We start from the raw sequence: 24,110 nt of genomic DNA, 5'->3' as shown, positions 1-24,110 counted from the left end.
ACGAAAACCGGTAGTAGTTCATAAAAATGATTTTAAACCCTACACCAAAAGTGTGGACTAACTCTAAATTTTATGATTATGAAAAAAATTGCCGTTTTATTGTTTTTGACCATCAGTACATTGGCTTGTACAACAGATGATAACGAAATTAATATAGAGGTTAACACAACAGAAGTTGTAACAGACTCAACTCCTCCAACACATGATAAAGATTGGGGGAAAGATGAAAAGGTTGTAAAAGGAAATTAAGATATTAAAAACATTAAATAGCTACGAATTGCGAGATTTTTGCAACCCAAATAAAAGACAAAATGGTGCGACTATGTGTTTCACGGAAAAAAGAAACACAAGGTCAATTAACGTTCAAGAGCAAATGGAACAAAAAAGTCATTCTTTAAGGAGCTGTTTTTTTTGTTAATAATAGTGTTATACAAAATTAAAGAGAGTTCTGAATTAATGCTAAACATGGAATTTGTATCTGTTTACGACAAGATATTAGGTATATGGAATATAAAAATTATAAATCTAAGAACTAATGAAGTCGTTTATGAAAATAGTTTTAAGAACCATTTGAGAAAAATTACGGTTAAATAATTTTTATACTAAAAATATTTTGTGGCCACGAAGTTGAGGGATTTTACCTATTAAACCCAAAGAAAAATAAAATAAGGTGTAGGAAAAGAATTTGATTACCGAATTAATCATAAAACCAATTGTTTAATCATCTAAAAACCAACAAAGATGAAAAAAATTTTAATAGCTGCAGTAGCAGTAGGGTCGTTTTCATTATTATCATTTACTTCAGTAGATACAAATAGTGATAAAAAAGAGGTTAATCTTGAAGTGATTACTTCTTATGAGAATTTAATAACAGCTGCAAAAGAAATTTTCACAAGAGATGAAAAAACTTTTCCTGATAAGTTCTCAACAAGAAGAAGAACGTATGAGCCAGCTGTATTGGCAGAATCTAATGTAATTGAAAATTACTAATTTTTAATTTTTAAAGTTGGGCAAATCACTTGCCCAACTTTAATTCTTATTCAATATGAAAAATAAATTTTTTATAGTATTCTTTATCGTTCATTTTGCTTTCATTTTTTTTCATTCAATTAGTTTGGTTTTTTTTGACTATTTCGAATTTAAAAAAATTAATAATAAAATTGTAGACAATATTAATTATTCATCAACATTAATACTTAATAATAGTGCTACTGATTTTTACAAAAGGTATTCTGGATTGAATACAGGTTATGGTTTTTTTGGAATTAATGTTGCGACAGAAAGTTATTATAAAACTGATATTTATAATAAAAATCAACTCGTTTATACTACAACAAATAACAATTTAAAATCTAAAAACTCTTTGATTAGGTTTTTAACTATAGCTTCTTCAGAAATGAACTCACTATCTGCAATAGACGATTTTAAAAAAACAAAAAATACTAAAACAAAAAAGAGTGATTCGTTAAATATTGAAAACAAGATAAAATATAACGATAGGATATCAAAATATATAGGTTTGTTTAATTATAATAATTTCAAAATTAAAAATATTGATCTATCAAAAAATTGTACGCATTATGTTGTTACACATTATTGTTTAATACCAAGCGATATATGGAAATATGAAGAAGAAAAATTAAAAAAATACATTTTAAATGAAAAAATATATTATGTTAAAAATTGAAGAGTATTTTTCAAATTCTAATGCTAGTTATAGTTTCATAACAATATTTTTCAGGATCTCGATTGGTTTATTAGCTTTAATAGATGTATTATCAATTATTTCAGATATAAAATCTTTCTTTTCAAAAGATCAAACAATTATTCCGCAAGAATTGTTATATCTATATAGTGATTATTATGGGTTTCTAAAACCGATCTATGTATTTTTAGAGACCAATAATTATTTAGACCTATTTTATAACAACATTATACTACTATATATTATAGCACTTATTTTATTTATAATTGGATTCAAATCAAGATTGGTATCAATAATTGTTTTAGTATTACAGCTGATAATTTTCAAGTCATTCTCTTCGTTTAATTATGGATTTGATAATTTTTTAACCATTTCTTTTTTCTACACTGCACTATTTCCTGCTACTTTTTTATACAAAGAGGACAATATAACTTATAGCCTTTTTTTAAGACGATTTTTACAAGCACATTTGTGTATTGTTTATTTTACATCTGGCATCGCAAAATCAATAGACACGGGTTGGTGGAATGGAAATGCAATTTATAAATCCATAAGCTCTATCTATAAATTCTCAATAGAATTGCCTCCAACAATATATGCTGTATTATCTTTTAGCATATTATTGATGGAAATATTTTATCCATTAATACTATTTAAAAGATTTCGAAATATAATTCTAATCTCCATAATTTCTATGCATCTAGGAATAGCCTTTTTTTTGAACTTGTACAGCTTTGCAACCATTATGATAATTTGGAATATTACTGCATTCTGTAAAGATTTTAATTTCGTTAAACCTAAAGAAGCAGTACTAAATTGATACGTAATTTTTTTTTTTTATTGCTTTTTATGATCTCTTTTATTTCTTTTTCACAAGAAATAAAAGGCAAAATATATGATGTGCAGCAAAAGCCAATTGTGTCGGCTTCAATTTTATTGTATGATTTAAACAATAAAATTATAAACTATACAACTTCAACTGAAGAGGGTTTTTTTAAAGTCAATTACAAGGGTAAAATTTTTAGGATAGAAATATCGAGTATCGGTTACAAAACAAAAAATATAAATTTTGAAGGATTAGAAATCTATGATATAGAATTAGAAGAAGAAAATTTTATTCTTAAAGAAGTTGAGATAACAGCCAAAATACTTAAAGATACTGTTGATTTAAAAATAAGTGATAATCTTACTGAAGAATCAACCTTAAAGGATATCCTCAACAAAAATAATGAGTTACAAATTTCAGATAATGGTACCATTTTTTATGAAGGAAAACCCATAAATAAAATATTAATTAACCAAAAAGAAGTTTTTATAAATCAAAATAATTTGGCACTAAATAATATAACTAAAGAAATGATAGAAAAAGTCCAAGTAGTAAATAACTATAAAGATAAATTTAGTTTTGATTTTGAAAGCGAAAGGAATTCTGTGATTAATATAGATACCAAAACTAAATTTAAAGGTTTATTAAAAGGCAATTTTGAAACTAGTGCGGGTTATTCAAACAAATACTTAGTTAAAATAAAAACCATGTATTTTTCAGATAAACTAAATTTTTTCTTTACAAATAATACTAATAATGTCTTAGAAAAAGATTTAAAATTTGAAAACAATAGTACAGAAATAAATAATTTATCAAGTAATTATTATAAAAACTTGATTTATGATTTTACATCAGAAAATAGGAACGTAAACACTTCTTTCTTATCCTCATCCAGTTTAACTTTAAGAAAAGAAAAGAAAAACTCAAAATTTAACTTCATTGTTTATCAAAATACACTTAAAAATATTTTTGAAACAAAAATTGAACGAAATGAAATTGATAAATTAATTAACTATCAAAAAATTGAAAATGAACACAAGGGAAGTCTAAACCTTTTTAATGCTCAATATACAAAAATATTAAACCAAAATAATATTTTAACTTTTGACTCAAACATTGGCTATTCTAATAAAAGAAAAGAAAATTCAACATCAACTTTATCTTATAATCCAGAGACTTTATTTGATACTAATGAAATCATTAATCTAAAAGTTTTAAACATCATTAATACAATTTCATTAAAGCAAAAATTTAAAAATAACTTTGTAGGTGCGTTTGATTTTCATCTTTATAATGAAAACTCAACTGATGTAGTGCAAAATAACATGCCAATACCTCAAAATCTTGACCAGAACATCAATCTAAAATCAACAAAAATTAAAACTAATTATTTATTTGACTATAACTTCAATAAGCATAATTTTAATTTTGGATTAGAAGTTTTGAATAATATTGAAAGTCTGAGCATCAATGCTATTAATTTAGAAAATACGGAAACTATATTTTCATTTCCTTTAATTTTTAGAGGAGATTATAAAAAAATAAATTATTTTTTTAAAACAAATGCCTCCATTTGGGAAAATGAAATAAATGACATAAGCATTAAAAAATTTATTATTCCAATATCATTATCGGCATTCATTAAAATTAATAGAAAAAAAAGTGTGAATTTATTTTATGAGCGAACTTTAAAAAAAAATGATATAATCCAAACAATTCCAATTTATTACAAAGATAGTTTTTCTAGATATTTATCAGATACCGCTTTTAACAATCAATTAGTAACCAATAATAATCTAGGGTTGCAATACACGTTCTATAATTTTTCTAAATCAGAGTATTTATCATTATCAACAAATGGCTCCCTTAACTATAATGCTATAAATTATATTTTTAATAGCATAGATAATAATCAGCTTGTCTATAATGCAATTATATCAGACAAACAAATAGTAACAAATAATAATGTAACCTATTCAAAAGGTTGGTATTTTTCTAAACAATTACATAAAATTACCATTAGTCCAAAATATGAATTTACTTTTATTCAAAACAACATTAATCATTCAGTAAAATTTAACAATCAAAATTTTATTCAAAAATATAACATTTCTTTTGAGCCTAACAAATGGTTTATTAAAGAGGCATCCTTGAATTATTCAATTAGTAATACAATTTTTTTTGAAAACAATTTAAAAACAAATACAGTAATCATAGATAAATATAATTTGTCGTTTTTAGCCGAAAGCTCTAAAATAGAATTTAAAACAAATTTTTATATAGAAAATTTTAATTTAGGTTCAACAAAATTTAAAAGACATGACATAAACTTAAATTTTATTTATAAATTTTCTAAAACATTTAATTTAACGATCTCCGGAAATTCCCTATTAACACTATTTAATTTAGATAATCCCATTTCTAATATTTCAACAAACAACAATCAAGGCATAACTACAACAACAACAAACCCTAATATATTAGGATATTTATTAACCGGAATTCAATTTAAACTTTAATTATCATGAACCATTTTGCTTTATTTTGTACTGTCTTTTTTTTAAATTTCGCATTTTCTCAAAGTGATAAAAATATATTAAAAATTAATTATAGTCTATTGCCAATCAGTCAATACTACTTTAACCATGATGCTTCAACGCCGCAAGAAGAAAAAGATTTCGACATTGCTTTAAGAACAGGTTACAATTACAATTATTCGCTCTATTATAATTTAAAAGAAAAAAAATCTTTATTTGTTTTAGATACTTTAATCGTTACTAAAGTAAAAGGTAAGGAGGATTATTGGACAGACCCTGAAAATAAAATAAATTTTTGTATCATTCAAAAAGATGGTTACTATAAAAGAAAAGAGCAAATATTTGATCAAGAAATATACATCACAGGAAAAGACAACATAGAATGGGAAATATTAAACGACACAAAAGAAATTATGGGTTACAAATGTTATAAAGCAATTTCAAAAAATAAAGATTTAATGTTTACGGTATGGTTTACAAAAGAGATTCCCGTGCAAACAGGACCATCACTCTATAATAATTTACCTGGTCTTGTCTTATGGGCAGAGGATTACTTTAGTACAATTTCTGTAACTAAGATTTCTTATGAAAAAAATTATAGTAATTACACAAAATCTGAAAGCACAATTAAGAATGAATTAAAAAATATTAAACAAAATGATTTTACAGAAGAAACCGTATTTTTATTAAAGAAAACTAATTTAGTTTCACAATTTAAAAAATGAAAAAAATAATTGTTCTCTACGACAATTGGTGTCCTAATTGCACTAATTTTATAAATACCATTCAAAAACTAGATTACTTTAAACTAATAGATGCTAAAAAATTAAGAAATATAGATAAAAACACCTATCCAAACTTAAATCTAGAATTAGCAAAAAAACAAATGGCATGTTATAATGGAAAATGGAACTATGGTTTTCAATCCATATGTTTAATATTCTCAAAATTACCAATATTTTGGTTAATTACCCCATTACTTTTGATTTTAAAAATAACTAGAATAGGAGAATACATTTATAATGAATTAGCAGTTAAAAGAAAAATAATACCTATACACTGCAATTCTAAAAGTTGCGAAATATAAAAAAGGGAGTGTACTAAAAATAGTTGATGAGTTTTTAAAATTATTATTTTGTTTATGCAAAATTCAGTAGAACTATTTTCCATAGCCTTAGAATGAACTGAGCGTTTTTGCCACTTTCATCAAACATTGACATTATCTAGAACCTATAAAATTTAATTTACATTCATCCTAGTAGGTCTAAAATCAATTTCAAAAACATGGTGAACAACACGAATCTGAGAGAAGTTAAAAGCCTCAGTACCGATTATGGTTTTGAAGTCCGTTCTGGTTTTAGAGGCATTTTCAATTACCACATTGGCTCAAAATGGAATTACAATCAAGTGAAAACTACAATTGAGAACTCCTTTACGGACAAAATGAGTTTTCTGGATTTTTCTTTTATGTTTAGCGATAAATTTAATGTTCAACTAAAATCTGAACGTTACTTTTTTGGAAATCTCGATCGCGAAAACAACCAATATCATTTTCTAGAGCTAAAAGCTCGGTATGTGCTTACAAACAATAAACTCACACTTTCACTCTCTGGGAACAACCTTTTCAATACTGAAACATTTAGAAATTACAGCATCTCCGACATCACTATTTCAAAAATAGAATACCGTTTGCAACCAAGATATGCTTTATTGAAAATGGAATATCGATTTTAGTTTTTTCTGCGTTCCAAAAAAAACCGCTTCATCAAATCCCTAGCTTCCTTCGCCAAAACACCTCTCACAACAGTAGTTTTAGGATGAATCTGAGTACCCATTTTCTCAAAACCGCGTTGTTCATCACTTGCTCCAAAAACGATTTTAGAAATCTGGCTCCAATATAAAGCTCCAGCACACATTTGGCAAGGTTCTAAGGTTACGTAAAGCGTACAATTTTTCAGGTATTTACCGCCAAGGAAATTTGCTGCCGAAGTAATAGCTTGCATTTCGGCATGAGCCGTAACATCATTCAACATCTCGGTCAAGTTATGGGTTCGAGCGATGATTTTATTGTCGATTACAATCAAGGCTCCAACAGGGATTTCGCCTTTCTCAAAGGCCATTTCGGCTTCTTGAAGGGCTTTTTTCATAAAATATTCGTCGGTAAAAATGTTTTCCATAGGTACAAAAATACGTTTTTGATATCATTTTCCGTTATCTTTAAAAATGACTCTTACTTATGGAAACTAAATACAAAATTGAAATCCCAAAACCTTGCTCTAAAAGCTGGGAGAAGATGACACCAAGTGAAAACGGAAGATTTTGTGACACTTGCATGAAAAATGTAGTCGATTTTACCAATTGGAATACATCAGAAATCCAGCATTATTTAGTAGAGAATCAAGTGAAAAAAGTTTGTGGACGGTTCAATCAAAAACAATTAAGCACCATAACCATTCAAATTCCAAAACAGATTTTAGTTTCTCAAGTCCAGTTTCATAAAATGTTCCTTTTGGCGTTATTGGTCACAATGGGAACTACATTATTGAGTTGTTCTGATAAAAATGGCGACAAACAAAAAATTGACAAGGTTGAAATTGTTGATGACACAACACATCCTGTGACTACTATGGGATTGCCTCTCCATCCTGACACCTTGGAACAAAATAACCAAACACTTCAAAATGTTACAATTGACACTGCCAAACTTGTAGCTCCAACTAGCGTTGGTAAAACCAAGTCAGTAATAAAAAAGCAACCTAAAAAACCTGCTGAACCTATCGTTCTTACAGGAGCGGTAATAGTTCGCGAAAAAGACTCTTTAAAATAAACAGAGAAATAGAAATTCGATTTTATAATGTAAATTTGCTTCTCTATGGATACTATGAATCGCAATTTACTTTCACATATCAATTCCCCAAAAGATTTACGTCTTATTCCCGAAACGGAATTGCCTCAACTTGCCAAAGAATTACGCGATTTTATCATCGATGTCGTTTCAGTAAAGGAAGGCCATTTGGGTGCGAGTTTAGGCGTTATAGAACTAACGATTGCCTTGCATTATGTCTTCAATACTCCCGAAGATTTATTGGTTTGGGATGTTGGTCATCAAGCTTACGGGCATAAAATTTTAACCGGTAGAAAAGATAATTTTCACACCAACAGACAACTGGGAGGAATTTCTGGTTTCCCAAAAAGAGTTGAAAGCGAATACGACACGTTTGGCGTAGGCCACTCTTCTACCGCAATTTCAGCCGCTTTGGGAATGGCAATTGCATCGAATTTAAAAGGTGATTTTGAAAAAAACCATGTAGCAGTTGTGGGTGATGCTTCGATTGCTTCGGGAATGGCTTTTGAAGGTTTGAACCATGCCGGAGTTACCGATACAAATTTATTGGTGATTTTGAACGACAATGCCATTGGAATTGATCCAAGTGTTGGAGCTTTAAAAAATTATCTGACCGCGGTAAAATCTGGAAAAAATCCGAGGCAGAATAATATGATCAAATCGTTGAATTTTGATTATTCAGGACCAATTGATGGTCATGATATATTTACTGTAATCAAAGAATTGAAACGATTAAAAAATACAAAAGGCCCCAAGTTCCTTCACATCATCACGACAAAAGGAAAAGGTTTGGAGCAAGCCGAAAAAGACCAAGTAAAATACCATGCTCCTGGAAAGTTCGACAAATTAACGGGTGAAATCATTCAGAAATCTGAAGAAAATCTGCCTCCTAAATTCCAGGATGTCTTTGGCTTGACCGTTTTAGATTTGGCCAAAAACAACGAAAAAATTATCGGAATTACTCCTGCAATGCCATCGGGAAGTTCACTAAAATTCATGATGGATGCTTTTCCAAACAGAGCTTTTGACGTTGGAATTGCTGAGCAACACGCTGTAACTTTGGCTGCTGGAATGGCAACTCAAGGAATGATTGTGTTTTGCAATATTTATTCTACTTTCTTGCAAAGAGCTTATGATCAAGTAATTCACGATGTGGCGTTGCAAAATCTTCCGGTTATTTTTTGTCTGGACAGAGCTGGTTTGGTTGGCGAAGATGGTGCTACTCATCATGGCGTTTTTGATATCGCCTATTTACGATGCATTCCAAATATGATCCTTTATGCTCCAATGAATGAAATGGATCTGCGAAATATTTTATATACAGCTCAATTAGGCCTGAAACATCCGATAGCGATTCGTTATCCTCGTGGTCGTGGACTGCATCAAGATTGGATCAAACCTTACGAAGAAATCGAAATTGGAAAGGCAAACTTGATAAAGAAAGGTTCGAAAGTAGCTGTCATTTCAAATGGGTATATAGGCAACAGTGTGACTTTGGCTTTAGCCGAAATAAAAAATAAAGACCAGTTTGCCCATTATGATTTTCCTTTCGTAAAACCATTAGATGAGAAGCTTTTACAATCAATTTTAACCCAATTTGAACACGTTATTACCGTTGAAGATGGGGTTATAAAAGGTGGTTTTGGAACTGCTATACTTGAATTTGCTGCACTTCATCATTATACATCAAAAATAAAAATTCTCGGCATTCCAGATGAATTTATTGAACATGGAACCGTGAATCAACTACAACGTTATAGTGAAATTGATGCAAAAAGTTTGCAAATAATTTTTGAAAGCTATTAAAATTATGGATTTTTGCATTACCCTAATTTGATTAATTGCTTCACTATGAGATTTTTTTCCTTGACCTTTTGGTTGGTACTTTTTGTCGGGTTCAGCTCTTTTGCACAATCTGTAGACACGATAAAAGTAAACCTGCCAGATTCTACCAAAATAATTAAAAGCCATTGGAAAAAAGAAAATATTGTGGGTTTTGACTTAAATGAAATTGCATTTGTCAATTGGAGTGCCGGTGGAAACAGTTCTATTTCAGGTTTATTAAAAGGAACTTTTACTCGAAATTATAACAATGAAAATCTAAAATGGTCTAACGAATTGATTGTTAGATACGGGATTAGCAAGCAGGATGGTGTAGAATTGCGTAAAACTGATGATGCTTTCCAAATCAACTCCACAGTTGGTTATCGAAAAGACACCACATCGAATTGGTACCATAGTGCGAAATTCAATTTCAACACACAATTCACGAACGGTTATGCCTATCCCAACACGGATCTAGCCATTTCCCGTCTTTTTGCTCCAGCCTATACTTTTCTGGGTGTCGGTGCCGAATATAACAATAAGGCTAAGAATTTACAACTCTATATTTCGCCATTGACGATGAAAAACACCTTGGTTTTGGATCAAAGATTAGCCAACCAGGGAGCTTTTGGGGTTGAAAAAGCGATTTATGACCCTATAACAGAAGAGCTACTTCGAGAAGGAAAAAATTCTAGAACGGAACTTGGTTTCTTATTTACCAGCAATTATAAGAAAGAAGTTTTCAAAAATATTAAACTCGATAATCGATTGAATCTTTATACCGATTATCTCAACAATTTTGGAAATATCGACATCGATTGGCAAATGAATTGGGAATTTATTGTCAACAAACATGTCCGAGCTACAGTAAACACTCATATTATTTATGACGATGATATCAAGGCAAAAGAAGAAATTGATGGTGTTCAAGTTACTCTTGGTCCCAAAATGCAATTGAAACAGATGTTAGGAATTGGTTTAATTTATAGCTTCTAGTCAGTCTATAATTTCTTTCTTCCATTTATTGTTTCAAATAATTCTAATGCATTTCCATCAGTTAATAGTGAAACGTAGTGGCAAATGTGAAGCAATCTTTTGTATAAATCATCCTTCTCTTCGTGGAATTTTTCAGGCAGCATTTTCAAGAGTAAATTATCATAATTCGAAGCTTCCCCGTTGAATTTATTGTTGAAAGCCGTGATGAATTTGTCCAATAAAGTTTGGATAATCTGATAACCAACCACTTCTTTTTCGACCACTTCCCTGCTTTGATAGATATTTTTGACACTCAATTTAATGATGTCATCCATCTGTACTTTATACTTGCTTTTATCGGTCAAGGCCGAATGGAATTCGCCTCTTAAAATGGCTTCCTCGTTTTCGATAAAAACCTTTACTGCATCGTTAATCAAGCTTCCGATAGCCAAAGCTCTCAAATAACTGATTCGGTCTTCTTTTGTTGTGAGTTGATGAAATTTAGAAGAATCAATGCTGTCTTTTACTAAATTAATCAGATATTCCAAGGCGAAATCCTCTGATACCAAACCTAAATTGATTCCGTCTTCAAAATCGATAATCGTGTAGCAGATATCATCGGCAGCTTCAACCAAAAAGGCCAAAGGATGTCTTTGAAAAGCGATGTCCGTTCCTGTTTTTTTGATCATTCCCAATTCTTCGGCAACTTCCTGGAAAAATAATTTATCAGCTTGAAAGAAACCGTATTTTTTATCCGAAATATTTGGAGTGGGCTTTTTTGGAAGTGATTCTTTCGGATATTTCATAAAAGCTCCCAAAGTAGCATACGTTAATCTTAAACCGCCAGAAACTCCCGGTCTTGTTCCTGTTAAAACGTATAATCCATTTGCATTTCCCTCAAAATCAATCAAATCCTGCCATTCTTTTGGCGAAAGCTGATCTTTGAATTGTTTGCCATTTCCAATCTTGAAATATTCTCCAATTGCCTTTTCGCCCGAATGTCCAAAAGGTGGATTTCCAATATCATGCGATAACGAAGCAGCAGCTACAATTGCACCAAAATCATTCGCTTGATAACCATGTATTTCTTGAAGATGCGGATATTTTTCAATGATTTTTTTGCCTACCAATCTTCCGATAGAACGGCCTACAACCGAAACTTCCAAGCTATGGGTCAAACGTGTATGCACAAAATCAGTCTTTGAAAGCGGAATAACCTGTGTTTTATCCTGAAGGCTCCGGAAAGCCGACGAAAAAATAATCCGGTCATAATCTACTTCAAAACCAAGCCTTGTATCGTCTTGTTCTTTTCGTAGTCTTTTGCCTTTGTCGCCTTGTCTTTTTAAGGATAAGAGTTGTTCCCAGTGCATCATTGTGATTGTAGAGTTTAGATTTTAGAGTTTAGATTGAGGAATTAGGATTGAGGATTTCACTTCAACTGATCACTGATCACTACTCCTTTTCGTTCGCCAAGAAAAAGTTTCTTGATTTTTTCGGATATAGATTGTAGCTTCTATCACTTGGATTTACAATCACGGTTTTGATATTAACTTCATCTCCTAATTTGAAATTCGCAACTGTATATTGATAATCCAGCAGGTATTCTCCACAGAAAAAATTTCCGTCGGCATCTTGCTCTATAATTCCGGTATAGACTCCTTTTTCCTTTGACATTTTAATGTTTTTTAATTTAATTTATTCATTTCATCCGAAATGATGTTGTTTTTGACTTGCCTAAAGATAAGGTCTTTTGCTTCAGAAAACGAAATTCCATATTGCTTTTCGATGTTTTGATATTTAGCAGGAAATTTAGACAGTAATTTGGTGTAAAATGCTTCCAAAACTATTTTTGAAGGTAAGGCAAATTCAAGCCGTAGTTCAAATCTTCTAATCAAAGCTTCGTCAATCATCTGGATTTGATTTGTAGCTGCAATTAAGATAGAGTTTTTGGGGAAGTTATCAATTAATTGAAGAATGGCATTTACCACTCGTTTCATCTCGCTACTGTCTTTATTATCATAGTCTCGAATTTGTCCCAACGAATCGAATTCATCAAAGAACAAAACCGAATTTTCATAATTGGATTCCTTGAAAATGCTTTGGACATTCTTCGCCGTTTCTCCCAATTTCGAAGAAACAACCGAAGCCAAATTGACAATAAAAATATTCTTGTTGAGCTTTTTTGCAATGGCTTTTGCCGTCATGGTTTTGCCACAACCTGTTTTTCCATACAATAAAATCTTGTTGGCTACAGGAAGTTCATACTGTTGCAGAATTTCAGCAAACTGATGTTCCTTCAGGAATTGCTGGATTTGTTCGGAAACGGAATGTTCGAAGAAAACATTTTCCAAATCAACATTCTCCCGATCTCTAAAATATAATAAACTCAAGCTTTTTTATTTTGATGCAAATATACGAAGACTGAAATTAGTGCTTAAAAAAAACAGCCGTCATTTGACAGCTGTTTTCTAATTTTTAAATTATAATTCTTATTTACGAACCACACATTTCACAATCATCTGGTTCAGCAGCTTGTGCTCTTGCCAACATTGCTTTGAAATCATCAACAGCGATTGGAGCAACGGGTTCCTGCACCATGTTTACAACTTCTAAAGGAGCTGCTACTGGAATTGGTTCTACTTTTTTATCATTGTTCAATGTAAATTTAATCGCATCAACTGCTGATTTTGTTCTCAAATAATACATTCCTGTTTTCAATCCTGATTGCCAAGCATAGAAATGCATCGACGTTAATTTTGCATAATTCGCATCTTGCATAAACAAGTTCAACGATTGCGATTGATCTACGAAATATCCTCTTTGACGCGACATATCAAGGATATCTTTCATCGACATTTCCCAAACGGTTTTGTAAAGTTCTTTCAAATCTTGCGGAATCACATCGATATTCTGAACCGAACCATTATGACGCATGATTTCTTGCTTCAAGTTTTCGTTCCACAATCCTCTTTTTACAAGGTCTTCCAAAAGGTGCTTGTTTACTACTATAAACTCTCCAGAAAGTGTTCTTCTGGTATAAATATTAGATGTATAAGGCTCAAAAGCTTCATTGTTTCCAAGAATTTGTGACGTAGAAGCCGTTGGCATTGGCGCCACCAAAAGTGAATTTCTAACACCGTGTTTCAATACTTCTTTTCTCAATCCTTCCCAGTCCCAACGACCTGACAAATCAGAATCCTTTAATCCCCAAAGGTTGAATTGAAATTCTCCTTGCGAAATTGGCGAACCTTCATACGATGAATATGGCCCTTCTACTTTCGCAGATTCCATCGAAGAAGTTACGGCTGCAAAATAAAGCGTTTCGAAAATTTCTTGGTTCAATTTCTTGGCCTCATCACTTGTAAAAGGCATTCTCAACATAATGAAAGCATCGGCCAAACCTTGAACTCCCAAACCTACTGGTCTATGACGTTTGTTTGAATTTTCGGCTTCAATTACAGGATAGTAATTTCTGTCGATTACTTTATTCAAGTTTAGGGTAACGCGTTTGGTTACCTCATATAATTTTTGGTGGTTGAATTCGCCATCTTCCACAAACATCGGAAGTGAAATCGAAGCTAAGTTACAAACCGCAACCTCATCTGGAGACGTATATTCAATGATTTCCGTACATAAATTAGACGAACGGATAGTTCCAAGATTTTTCTGGTTGGATTTTCTGTTGGCTGCATCTTTATACAACATATAAGGAAGTCCAGTTTCTACTTGAGATTCCATGATTTTCTCCCAAATTTCTCTTGCCTTGATGGTTTTTCTTCCTTTTCCTTCGGCTTCATATTTCAAGTATAAAGCTTCAAAAGCTTCACTATGATTTTCGCTCAAACCTGGACATTCGTTTGGACACATCAACGTCCAAGTTGAATCTTCCTGAACTCGTTTCATGAACAAATCTGGAATCCACATTCCCAAGAACAAATCGCGGGTTCTCATTTCTTCCTTACCATGGTTTTTTCTCAAATCAAGGAAATCCATGATGTCAGCATGCCAAGGTTCGATATAAATCGCAAAGCTTCCTTTTCTTTTACCTCCACCTTGATCAACATAACGAGCTGTCATGTCATACACACGAAGCATTGGCACAATTCCGTTAGACGTTCCGTTTGTTCCGCTGATGTAAGAACCTGTAGCTCTCACATTGTGGATAGCCAAACCGATTCCTCCCGCTGATTGCGAGATTTTTGCCGTTTGTTTCAACGTATCGTAAATTCCATCAATACTGTCATCTTTCATCGTTAGAAGAAAACAAGACGACATTTGTGGCTTTGGTGTTCCTGAGTTGAAAAGTGTTGGTGTAGCGTGTGTAAAGAACTTTTTCGACATCAAGTCGTAGGTTTCAATAACCGCTTCAAGATCGTTCAAGTGAATCCCGACAGCAACACGCATCAACATGTGCTGTGGTCTTTCGACGATTTTTCCATTTATCTTAAGCAAATACGAACGCTCTAAGGTTTTGAACCCGAAGTAATCGTAATTGAAATCTCTCGTATAAATCACATGCGAATCCAAGAATTCAGCATTTTCCATAATGGATTCATAAACTTCATCAGACAATAATGGAGAAAGTTTATTAGTTCTCGGATTGACATAATTATACATGTCTGTCATGGTTTCCGAGAATGATTTTTTGGTATTGGAGTGCAAGTTAGAAATCGCAATACGAGCCGCCAACTGTGCATAATCCGGATGTGTAATGGTCATTGCCGCTGCCGTTTCTGCCGCAAGGTTATCCAGTTCTGAGGTAGAAACACCGTCATACAAACCTTCGATAACACGCATTGCAACTTTAACAGGGTCAACCAAATGATTCAGCCCGTAACATAGTTTTTTAATTCTTTCCGTAATCTTGTCGAACATTACCGGCTCTTTCTTGCCGTCTCTTTTTACTACATACATAAGCTTTTGTTTTTTTTTGTGAAACCGAGAATCCCTTCCCTGATTTCGGGTTATTTGTAATATATTTTGCCGTCAAGGCATAAAGTCGCTACGCTATGATATTGCAACGTTATTTTGAAGTTTAAGTTGTCTTAAACTTTGATTATTAATTTTGATTTTGGCTTTTGCCTAAAGGCAGAAATTTAGAAATCGGCGTCGAAGCTTATTTTTTGGCTATCGCTATCGTTTGCTGTTCCGCTGTTCATTACACCCGCTTTTTGGTATTCTGAAACTCTTTTTTCAAAGAAATTTGTTTTTCCTTGAAGTGAAATCATGTCCATAAAGTCAAACGGATTGGTAGAATTGTACACTCTTGCACATCCTAATTCCACTAAAAGTCTATCGGTTACAAATTCCAAGTATTGTGTCATTAATTTTGCATTCATCCCGATAAGGCTTACAGGAAGTGACTCGGTAACAAATTCTCTTTCAATATCTAAAGCTTGGACTAAAATTTCCGTGATTCTCGCTTTCGGCACTTTATTTATTAAATGGTGATTGTGCAAATGAACCGCAAAATCACAGTGAACACCTTCGTCACGAGAAATCAATTCGTTCGAAAAGGTCAAACCTGGCATCAAACCACGTTTTTTCAACCAATAAATCGAACAGAATGCACCTGAAAAGAAAATTCCTTCAACGGCTGCAAAAGCAATCAGTCTTTCAGCGAATGAATCGGATTCAATCCATTTCAAAGCCCAATCCGCTTTTTTACGAATCGCTGGAAACACTTCCAAGGCATGAAACAATTGGTCTTTTTCTACTTCATCTTTTACATACGTATCAATCAAAAGCGAATAGGTTTCACTGTGGATGTTTTCCATCATGATTTGGAAACCATAGAAAAACTTCGCTTCGGCATATTGCACTTCATTCACAAAATTCTCCGCTAGATTTTCATTTACAATTCCGTCAGAAGCAGCAAAAAAAGCTAAGATGTGCTTGATGAAATACTTTTCATCCTCGTTCAATTTATTGTTCCAGTCGTTCAAATCTTGGTGAAGGTCAATTTCTTCAGCAGTCCAAAAGCTGGCTTCCATTTTCTTATACCATTCCCAGATATCGTGGTGTTTTATAGGAAAAATTACGAAACGATCTTTGTTCTCTTGTAAAATTGGTTCTATTGATGACATACTGGACTGACTTTTATTGTATTATGAAGATTAATTTTTGCCGTAAAGGGTGATACAAAGATTGCGATTTCTTGCGTTAAATAAAAGCCAAACTTATCCACAATTGCCGATAGTTTTTAACAACGATAAAAATTGTGAGGCGTTTTCATACAATTTACAAAATACTGAAAATCAATATTTTAAAAATAAAAAAAGAATGCGAAGTGCTGTAAAATATAGGAATCTATTACAAATAAAAACGAAAATAAATACTATTGTTGAGTTGTTTATTTTTTGAGTTCGGCAGCCACTTTTTCAAGTTCAGCATACCAATCTTCACCAAATTTTCGAACCAAAGCTTCCTTTACAAATTTGTAAACAGGAACTTCTAATTCTTTACCCAAAGAACAGGCATCATCACAAATATCCCAACGGTCATAATTGACAGCTGCGAATTCAGAGAAATCTTTTACTCGTATTGGATATAAATGACAGGAAACAGGTTTTTTCCAATCAACTTCTCCTTGATTATAGGCTTGTTCTATTCCGCAAAGTGCGGTTTTTCCATCAAAAATAACGTAAGCACAATCCTTTTCATCAATAAGAGGCGTTTCTAAAGTTCCATCGGTTCCCACAACCCAAGTGCCTTGAGCTTCGATTGCCGCGATTCCTTCCTTGCGAAGAAAAGGCTTGACTTTTGGATAGATAGCTTCCATGATTTTAGTTTCCTCTTCGGATAATGGAGCTCCTGCATCACCATCTACACAACAAGCACCCTTACAAGCCGAAAGGTTGCACACAAAATCTTTTTCTAAAATGTCTTCGGAGACAATTGTTTTTCCTAGTTGAAACATGCTGCAAAGATACGATTAGAATTTAGAATTTAGTCCCGAAGCTTCGGGATTAGATTTAGGCTTTAGGATTTAAACTCACAACGTTTTGATTTTCAACAGATAAACATCTAAAAAAATTAACTAATACTTGGCAATGTTCTCTATAAAATAAAATACTTTTGCGGTCTGAAAAAACCCCTCTCTTATGAACTTTGATTTCAAAGAAATGATTACTGTTGGAATGGTATTATTTGCAGTAATTGACATCATCGGAAGTATTCCAATTATTATTGATTTACGATCAAAACACGGCCACATTGAGTCTGAAAAGGCCTCGCTTGTTGCCGGAATCATCATGATTGTTTTTCTTTTTGTTGGAGAAGAAATCCTAAACCTGATTGGGATTGACGTAAATTCATTTGCTGTAGCAGGTTCATTTGTATTGTTTTTTCTTGCTTTAGAAATGATTCTAGGCATTCGAATTTATAAAGATGAAGAAGCAAGTTCGGCTTCCATTGTTCCGATTGCCTTTCCTTTGATTGCTGGAGCTGGAACCATGACAACTTTATTGTCTTTGAGAGCCCAATTTCAAACGGTAAATATCATCATCGGTATTATTCTAAATATTATTTTGGTCTATGCCGTACTAAAATCGTCTTCAAAAATCGAGAAAATGCTGGGCAAGAATGGCTTAGGAGTCATCCGAAAAACATTTGGAGTAGTGCTTTTAGCGATTGCTGTTAAATTATTTGCATCTAATGTTAAAGCACTGTTTATTTAGGCTAAAAAATACTAATTTCACTTCCTATAAAATATATTTAATGAAAATTTTCACTTCCATATTAATAGTTTTGGCACTTGCCCTAATTGTTTTCAACATCACGCTTCTTGACTTCGATAATTTATTCACAGGAGATAGTTTGGTTGGATTGATTGGAATTGCAGCTTCATTTTGTGCTGTTTTTATTCTACTTATCTTCAGAATGTCGAAAATGATTGAAGAAAAAACAAAAGGCAATTAAGCATGTTTGATGTTCTAATAATTGGTGGCGGAGTTTCGGGAGTTTCATGTGCCTTGGTTCTAGGTTCTGCCTATAAAAAACCTTTTGCAAGCGATAAAAAAATCGGAATCTTTACTCATCAAAAAAGTTCAAACCTTCAAGAAGCCTTGTTTAATAATGCCTACGGAATTCCAGCAGGAAAATTAGGTTCCGAATTATTGACTGAAAGTCTTGAGCATCTATCCGAAGCTTATCCTCATATCGATCAAATTCCCAACGAAAAAGTATTCAAAATTGAAGGTGAATATCCTGATTTTTTGGTTGTAACTAATAAAAAATCCTACCGTACACAAAATATTGTTGTAGCCATCAATACTTCGAATACCTTTGCGATTGAAGGCTTGATGCAATATGTAGAGCCTCACAGAAAGGCTATTCCAGAGAAAAACCGAATTCAACTAACAAACGTTGACCATAAAGTTACTGAAGGAATTTATGTTGCGGGAACTTTAGCGGGTTGGAGAAGCCAGCTTTCTATAGCTTCGGGAAGTGGTGCATCCGTTGCTACCGATATTTTGACTTTGTGGAATAATGGAATTCATTCTCAAGCTCACGATAGTATAAAAAAATAAGTTTTGTTGTCGCAAAATATATCAAGTCCGTAGGGATGACATTATTTCTTAGATAAAATGTCACCCCTACGGGGTTGTGATGATTTACCAACAAACATTCTACAATAATGTCACCCCTACAGGGTTTTTTAAATGTTGTAAAATTATGCTATAATAATTTCAGCCCTCTGGGCTTATAAACTTGATTTATAATATTTCGCACTTGGATTTTCTTTTCAGTTAATGATTTCCTTCTGTTTTGAATCCATTAACTCATACCCTTACTTCTTCAAAATTGCCTTGATCATCGCATCTTGTTGCAGAATGATTTCAAAATACTTCTCTTCTCCAAAAAGTTGTCCGGCAAATTCTGCCATGATGTATCTTTTAACCATCTCCTTGTTTTTATCCAATTTCAGATCGATTTCATTTTTCTTGAGATAGGCTTTGAAATTAGTATAATACAAATCCGTTTTTTGCATTTTGGCTACTAATTGCTCAAATGTAAGTCCTTTAAAAGCATTTCTGTCTTGATCCAATTGCTCGAAAGCATAATTCCCAACCATTGGCGATTGCATGATATAGACGATACTTTCCTGACCATGTTCTACTTGCAAAGGCACGAAAACATCGGGTACAATTCCGCCACCACCATATACAATCTTACCTTTTGGTGTCTTGAATTTCAAAGTATCGGCGATTTTGATACTGTCTTTTGAATATAATTCGCCCGTTTCAAAACGATGCCCAAATTCCCTGAAATAATCTTCGTTTCCTTCCTTGTATGATTTTTGAATCGAACGACCTGTTGGTGTAAAATAACGGGCAACCGTTAATCGAACAGCCGAACCATCACCAAAATCCATTTCGCGTTGCACCAATCCTTTTCCAAAAGAACGTCTTCCAACAATTGTAGCTCGATCATTATCCTGCAAAGCTCCAGCCAATATCTCACTCGCTGAAGCTGAATTTTCGTTAATCAAAACATATACATTTCCGGTTTCGAAAATTCCTTTTTCGGAAGCAAAAGTCTTGTCGGTTCTACCTTTTTTATTTTTTGTAAAAACAATCAATTGGTCTTTTTTCAAGAAATCATCGGCTATTTCTACTGCTTTTTCGAGATAACCACCGCCATTATCCCGAACGTCAATTACCAATGCTTTTGCTCCTTGTTTTTTAAGCGAAAACAAACCTTTCTTGAATTCATCATAAGTAGTTTCGGCAAAGCGATTGATCTTGATGTAACCCGTTGTTTTGTCGAGCATCAAAGCCACATCTACACTTTTTATGGGAACTACATCTCTAATGACTTTTACATTGAACTTTTTATTTTGGGTTTTCCTATAGACCGTCAATTGCACTTCTGAGCCAACGTTTCCTTTTAATTTCGAAAACAACGTATCCTGATGTATTTTTTTTCCGAAGAGCTTGTCTTTTCCAGCAAATAAAATCCTGTCACCAGCTTGAATTCCAGCTTTGGCTGAAGGACCGTTTTCTACAGGTTTGATGACTGCAATAGTATCTCCTACCATATAAAAATTAATCCCAATCCCTACAAAATCGCCTTTCATGCTTTGGGAAACACCTTCCATTTCTTCTGGAGCAATATAAACCGAATGTGGGTCGAGCTTTTCGAGAATGTTATTTACGGTTAGATCCACAATAGAATCGGTATTGACACTATCAACATATTCTGCATCAATAAAATCAATCAGCTTGTTGAGTTTGTTTTTATGATTATTTGCCGAAGAAAAATTTCCAGGAACGGGAAAATTGAGCATAGTTCCAAGAACAACGCCAATTGCCAAGGTTGCAAAAAATAATATGGGAAGATATTTTTTTGTGCTTTTCATTTATTGCTCTAATATTGGAATATGGACTACTTCTACTCCTGCTTTTATCAAAAATTGAATTCCAGAATCGTCCTTGTAACCATTTTGATAGACTACTCTTTTAATTCCAGATTGATGGATGAGCTTACTACATTCCTTGCATGGTGAAAGTGTGATGTATAAACTTGCTCCTTCACAGGATTGTGTGGATCGTGCTACCTTTAAAATAGCATTTGCTTCGGCATGAAGCACGTGCCAATGTGTCAATCCTTCTTCGTCTTCACAGCAGTTTTCGAATCCACTTGGAGTTCCGTTATAGCCATCGGAAATAATCATCCTGTCTTTTACGATGATGGCACCAACTTGTTTTCGTTTACAGTAGGACAGAAGACTCCATTCCTTTGCAATTCGGAGATAGGCTTTGTCGTATTTATTGAGTTTCTTCAGATTCATTACTTTGTTTACAAAAATTCAAATGGTTTCCTTTCTAGCCCTGACTGGAGGGAAAATCCTTTTTATTTTTTTTCTTTAAAAAAATAAAAAGATTTGGAAGGAAGGCAGGAAAATGGTTTACAAAAATACGCAAACGTTTCGCTTCAAAAGCTATTAATTCCAAATTTCGCTTTCTATTAACATCGGGATGATTATTCCTATTATAATCGACGAAACGATGAGAATCCAATCGCGTTTTGAGTTTCGGAAAAAATTTTGAACGATGAAAGAAAGAACGAGAACAAGCAAGACTACAATTATTTGGGCGACTTCAATTCCTAATGCAAATTCAAGTAAAGGCAGTAATTTATCTCCAGCCGAACCTCCTAGTATGGATTTGAAATAGTTAGAAAACCCGAGTCCATGGATAATTCCAAAGAATAAAGTGATGAATCCTGTGACGCTGATATTTTCTTTTCTGACTGATTTTCCAGCCGTAAAAAGGTTGTAAATTGCTGTACAAAGAATTGTTATAGGAATAAGGAATTCGACCAAGCTTGCTTTTATAGTTACCACTTCTAAAACCGATAGCAGTAAAGCCAAGGTGTGTCCGAGTGTGAAAATAGAAACCAAAATCAATACTTTTTTCCAATCCTTGAAGGCATAGGGAACGGTTAATGCCACAAGAAAAAGAATATGATCGTAGGCATTGATGTCTAGAACGTGGCGAAGTCCTATTTCGAGATATATCATTAATTCTGACATAGTAAATAATTTTTAAACGTTTTTGGGGAAGTCAAACTTACAATTTATTTTGCGAATAAAGAATTCCTATCTTTATAACGCAATGATTTGTTTTTATTGATAAAACTTTTAAAATTATACGGCTAAAATTTTTGAAATAGAATTATATTTGCAGGATATTTAAAACATTAATTATGTCATTTGCAGAATTATTTGATAGCGGATTTAAAAACAGAAATAAAGGTCACTTTTCTTCTATTGTGAGAGTCGCAATGGAGAATGGACACTTGAGCGAAGAAGAAAGACATTTCTTGGACAAGTTGGCCAACCAATTGGAAATTTCTTCGGAAGAATACAAAGAGATTCTCGAAAATCCTTTGAAATATCCAATTAACCCTCCTTACTTGCACACCCAAAGGTTGGAGCGTTTATACGATTTGTCGAGAATGGTTTATGCAGATCACGTTCTTGGCCCAAAACAAAAAGAAATTTTGACTCGTTTTGCATTGGCATTAGGTTTTACACCAGGAAACGTTCATTATATTGTAGACAAAGCTTTGTCTTTATTAGTATTGAATGTTGATTTGGATACTTTCCTTTTCGAGATGCAACACATGAATAAATAAGAAAAGTTGCTGAGTGGCTAAGCTACTAAGCAACTGAGTTTTTAAAACCATTAAGGTATTAAGAAAAATTAAGCATGACTTAATAAACTTAACATCTTAATGGTTTTTATATTTTTATAAAATAAAGAGCCACAAAGAAATTAAACTTTGCGGCTCTGCGTTTTTGCGAGATATGTTACTGATTTAGTACTTGCTCAATTTGGCCTTCATCATGAAATCTTCGGCCTTTTCTACCATATTCAAGCTTCCGCAGAAAAATGGTACACGTTGATGCAATTCTGTAGGTTCAATATCCATGATTCTACCAAAACCATCCGAAGCTTTTCCTCCAGCTTGTTCCACAATAAAAGCCATAGGGTTACATTCGTAAAGTAAACGTAATTTCCCGTTTGGAGCTTTTGAACTTGTTGGATAAATATAAATTCCTCCTTTAATCATATTTCGATGAAGATCGGAAACCAAACTTCCGATGTAGCGAGAAGTATAAGGACGATCACCTTCTTCTGTTTGACAATATTTGATATAATCCTTAACTCCTTGTGGGAAATGGATATAATTTCCTTCATTGATAGAATAGATATTTCCATCTTCCTTAAATTTCATATTTGGGTGTGAAAGATAGAATGTTCCAATTGCTGGATTCAAAGTAAATCCATTAACACCATGTCCTGTAGTGTAAACCAACATTGTTGAAGTTCCATAAATTACATAACCTGCAGCTACTTGAGCTGTTCCAGGTTGTAAAAAATCTTCCAAAGTAACAGGAGTTCCTATTGGCGTAATCCTTTTATAAACCGAAAAAATAGTTCCTACCGAAACATTGACATCGATGTTTGAAGAACCGTCAAGCGGATCCATCAATACTACATATTTATTATTATGACCGTTGTCTAAACCTTCTACGGTAATGAAATCGTCGTTTTCTTCGGAGGCAATTCCGCAAACAATTTCACGATTGATTAGCGTTTGTATAAAAACTTCATTGGCATACACATCGAGTTTTTGCTGATCTTCACCCTGAATATTTTGTTCTCCTGCAGCTCCAACAATATCTACCAACCCTGCCTTATTCACTTTGTAGTTTACAACTTTCGCCGCCAAGCGGATAGAATTGATTATTTTTGATAATTCTCCAGATGAATACTGGTGGTCTTTTTGTTTTTCGATGATAAACTCACCTAAGGTTTTGTTACGTTCTTCCATTCCGAAATCGTTGTAGTTATGTGGTACAAATATCGGTTTTTTTGTGAAAAT

Annotated in this window: 26 protein-coding genes; 15 read left to right on the top strand and 11 right to left on the bottom strand. The window is 32.9% G+C overall.

The window, feature by feature from the left end:
* The first annotated feature begins 78 nt into the window (after positions 1 to 78).
* From G508_RS19965 to G508_RS0102980, 8 genes are all read left to right on the top strand, one after another.
* Entirely contained in the window at positions 79 to 249 is a 171-nt protein-coding gene (locus G508_RS19965; RefSeq protein WP_157485862.1) for a hypothetical protein, read from the top strand.
* 492 nt (positions 250 to 741) lie between these two features.
* Positions 742 to 990 (top strand): hypothetical protein, encoded by a 249-nt coding sequence (locus G508_RS0103010; RefSeq protein ID WP_026703939.1) that lies wholly within the window; start codon positions 742 to 744, stop codon positions 988 to 990.
* A gap of 55 nt (positions 991 to 1,045) precedes the next feature.
* Positions 1,046 to 1,687 carry a hypothetical protein gene (locus G508_RS0103005; RefSeq protein ID WP_026703938.1) on the top strand — a complete coding sequence of 214 codons (642 nt, stop codon included), beginning with the start codon at positions 1,046 to 1,048 and terminating at the stop codon, positions 1,685 to 1,687.
* The gene (locus G508_RS0103000; RefSeq protein WP_026703937.1) at positions 1,659 to 2,525 is read left to right on the top strand and encodes a hypothetical protein; all 867 of its coding nucleotides are present in this window, start codon (positions 1,659 to 1,661) and stop codon (positions 2,523 to 2,525) included. The genes G508_RS0103005 and G508_RS0103000 overlap by 29 nt, the downstream gene beginning before the upstream one ends.
* Positions 2,526 to 2,554: 29 nt before the next feature.
* The gene (locus tag G508_RS0102995; protein WP_026703936.1) at positions 2,555 to 5,050 is read left to right on the top strand and encodes a hypothetical protein; all 2,496 of its coding nucleotides are present in this window, start codon (positions 2,555 to 2,557) and stop codon (positions 5,048 to 5,050) included.
* Positions 5,051 to 5,055: 5 nt separating this feature from the next.
* Positions 5,056 to 5,793: a GLPGLI family protein gene (locus G508_RS19395; protein ID WP_051197410.1), complete on the top strand. Its 738-nt coding sequence runs from the start codon at positions 5,056 to 5,058 to the stop codon at positions 5,791 to 5,793.
* Entirely contained in the window at positions 5,790 to 6,155 is a 366-nt protein-coding gene (locus G508_RS0102985; RefSeq protein ID WP_026703935.1) for a DCC1-like thiol-disulfide oxidoreductase family protein, read from the top strand. The genes G508_RS19395 and G508_RS0102985 overlap by 4 nt, the downstream gene beginning before the upstream one ends.
* A 197-nt stretch (positions 6,156 to 6,352) precedes the next feature.
* Entirely contained in the window at positions 6,353 to 6,802 is a 450-nt protein-coding gene (locus tag G508_RS0102980; RefSeq protein ID WP_026703934.1) for an outer membrane beta-barrel protein, read from the top strand.
* Here G508_RS0102980 and G508_RS0102975 read toward each other — a convergent pair.
* The gene (locus tag G508_RS0102975; RefSeq protein WP_026703933.1) at positions 6,799 to 7,245 is read right to left on the bottom strand and encodes a nucleoside deaminase; all 447 of its coding nucleotides are present in this window, start codon (positions 7,243 to 7,245) and stop codon (positions 6,799 to 6,801) included. The two genes, G508_RS0102980 and G508_RS0102975, sit on opposite strands and share 4 nt — an antisense overlap.
* A gap of 59 nt (positions 7,246 to 7,304) precedes the next feature.
* Between G508_RS0102975 and G508_RS0102970 the strand changes: the two genes are divergently transcribed.
* Genes G508_RS0102970 through G508_RS0102960 form a run of 3 tightly spaced genes read left to right on the top strand, consistent with a single transcriptional unit; the run spans position 7,305 to position 10,733 of the window.
* On the top strand, positions 7,305 to 7,895 hold the full coding sequence (locus G508_RS0102970) for a hypothetical protein (RefSeq protein ID WP_026703932.1): 591 nt from the start codon (positions 7,305 to 7,307) through the stop codon (positions 7,893 to 7,895).
* Between the two features lie 54 nt (positions 7,896 to 7,949).
* Entirely contained in the window at positions 7,950 to 9,719 is a 1,770-nt protein-coding gene (locus G508_RS0102965; RefSeq protein WP_026703931.1) for a 1-deoxy-D-xylulose-5-phosphate synthase, read from the top strand.
* Positions 9,720 to 9,764: 45 nt separating this feature from the next.
* Complete coding sequence (locus G508_RS0102960; protein WP_026703930.1) at positions 9,765 to 10,733, top strand: DUF3078 domain-containing protein; 969 nt, start codon at positions 9,765 to 9,767, stop codon at positions 10,731 to 10,733.
* A gap of 5 nt (positions 10,734 to 10,738) precedes the next feature.
* Here the strand turns inward: G508_RS0102960 and G508_RS0102955 are convergent, their stop codons facing one another.
* The 6 genes from G508_RS0102955 to G508_RS0102925 form a co-directional block, all read right to left on the bottom strand.
* Complete coding sequence (locus G508_RS0102955; protein ID WP_026703929.1) at positions 10,739 to 12,082, bottom strand: deoxyguanosinetriphosphate triphosphohydrolase; 1,344 nt, start codon at positions 12,080 to 12,082, stop codon at positions 10,739 to 10,741.
* A gap of 82 nt (positions 12,083 to 12,164) precedes the next feature.
* A complete protein-coding gene (locus G508_RS0102950) occupies positions 12,165 to 12,386 on the bottom strand; it encodes a hypothetical protein (RefSeq protein WP_026703928.1) in 222 nt (73 codons plus the stop codon).
* Positions 12,387 to 12,397: 11 nt separating this feature from the next.
* Positions 12,398 to 13,102 carry an AAA family ATPase gene (locus tag G508_RS0102945; protein WP_026703927.1) on the bottom strand — a complete coding sequence of 235 codons (705 nt, stop codon included), beginning with the start codon at positions 13,100 to 13,102 and terminating at the stop codon, positions 12,398 to 12,400.
* Positions 13,103 to 13,205: 103 nt separating this feature from the next.
* Positions 13,206 to 15,626 (bottom strand): ribonucleoside-diphosphate reductase subunit alpha, encoded by a 2,421-nt coding sequence (locus G508_RS0102940; protein ID WP_026703926.1) that lies wholly within the window; start codon positions 15,624 to 15,626, stop codon positions 13,206 to 13,208.
* Positions 15,627 to 15,808: 182 nt separating this feature from the next.
* The gene (locus tag G508_RS0102935) at positions 15,809 to 16,798 is read right to left on the bottom strand and encodes a ribonucleotide-diphosphate reductase subunit beta (protein WP_026703925.1); all 990 of its coding nucleotides are present in this window, start codon (positions 16,796 to 16,798) and stop codon (positions 15,809 to 15,811) included.
* Between the two features lie 266 nt (positions 16,799 to 17,064).
* Entirely contained in the window at positions 17,065 to 17,631 is a 567-nt protein-coding gene (locus tag G508_RS0102925) for a DUF3109 family protein (RefSeq protein WP_026703923.1), read from the bottom strand.
* Positions 17,632 to 17,815: 184 nt separating this feature from the next.
* On the opposite strand from G508_RS0102925, the gene G508_RS0102920 reads away from it, so the two are divergent.
* From G508_RS0102920 to G508_RS0102910, 3 genes are read left to right on the top strand one after another with little or no spacing between them, the layout of a single operon-like run.
* Positions 17,816 to 18,391, top strand: coding sequence for a MarC family protein (locus G508_RS0102920; RefSeq protein WP_026703922.1), 576 nt, complete (start codon positions 17,816 to 17,818; stop codon positions 18,389 to 18,391).
* 40 nt (positions 18,392 to 18,431) lie between these two features.
* Positions 18,432 to 18,632 carry a hypothetical protein gene (locus tag G508_RS0102915; protein WP_026703921.1) on the top strand — a complete coding sequence of 67 codons (201 nt, stop codon included), beginning with the start codon at positions 18,432 to 18,434 and terminating at the stop codon, positions 18,630 to 18,632.
* A 2-nt stretch (positions 18,633 to 18,634) separates the two neighbouring features.
* Positions 18,635 to 19,243, top strand: coding sequence for an FAD-dependent oxidoreductase (locus tag G508_RS0102910; protein ID WP_026703920.1), 609 nt, complete (start codon positions 18,635 to 18,637; stop codon positions 19,241 to 19,243).
* A gap of 260 nt (positions 19,244 to 19,503) precedes the next feature.
* Here the strand turns inward: G508_RS0102910 and G508_RS0102905 are convergent, their stop codons facing one another.
* The 3 genes from G508_RS0102905 to G508_RS0102895 all read right to left on the bottom strand — a co-directional run bounded on the left by G508_RS0102905 (position 19,504) and on the right by G508_RS0102895 (position 22,251).
* Complete coding sequence (locus G508_RS0102905) at positions 19,504 to 21,075, bottom strand: S41 family peptidase (RefSeq protein WP_026703919.1); 1,572 nt, start codon at positions 21,073 to 21,075, stop codon at positions 19,504 to 19,506.
* Positions 21,076 to 21,507, bottom strand: coding sequence for a deoxycytidylate deaminase (locus G508_RS0102900; RefSeq protein WP_026703918.1), 432 nt, complete (start codon positions 21,505 to 21,507; stop codon positions 21,076 to 21,078).
* 153 nt (positions 21,508 to 21,660) lie between these two features.
* On the bottom strand, positions 21,661 to 22,251 hold the full coding sequence (locus tag G508_RS0102895) for a HupE/UreJ family protein (protein ID WP_026703917.1): 591 nt from the start codon (positions 22,249 to 22,251) through the stop codon (positions 21,661 to 21,663).
* Positions 22,252 to 22,424: 173 nt separating this feature from the next.
* On the opposite strand from G508_RS0102895, the gene G508_RS0102890 reads away from it, so the two are divergent.
* Positions 22,425 to 22,856, top strand: a complete 432-nt coding sequence (locus tag G508_RS0102890; RefSeq protein WP_026703916.1) for a tellurite resistance TerB family protein — start codon at positions 22,425 to 22,427, stop codon at positions 22,854 to 22,856.
* 183 nt (positions 22,857 to 23,039) lie between these two features.
* On the opposite strand, the gene fbp is transcribed toward G508_RS0102890, so the two are convergent.
* Positions 23,040 to 24,059 (bottom strand): class 1 fructose-bisphosphatase, encoded by a 1,020-nt coding sequence (gene fbp, locus G508_RS0102885; RefSeq protein ID WP_026703915.1) that lies wholly within the window; start codon positions 24,057 to 24,059, stop codon positions 23,040 to 23,042.
* Positions 24,060 to 24,110: the final 51 nt, after the last annotated feature.

It is taken from the genome of Flavobacterium soli DSM 19725, from assembly GCF_000422705.1.
Classification (GTDB): Bacteria; Bacteroidota; Bacteroidia; order Flavobacteriales; family Flavobacteriaceae; genus Flavobacterium; species Flavobacterium soli.
The sequence above is the reverse complement of the archived record's forward strand: the minus strand, read 5'-3'. Positions and strand labels throughout refer to the sequence as shown.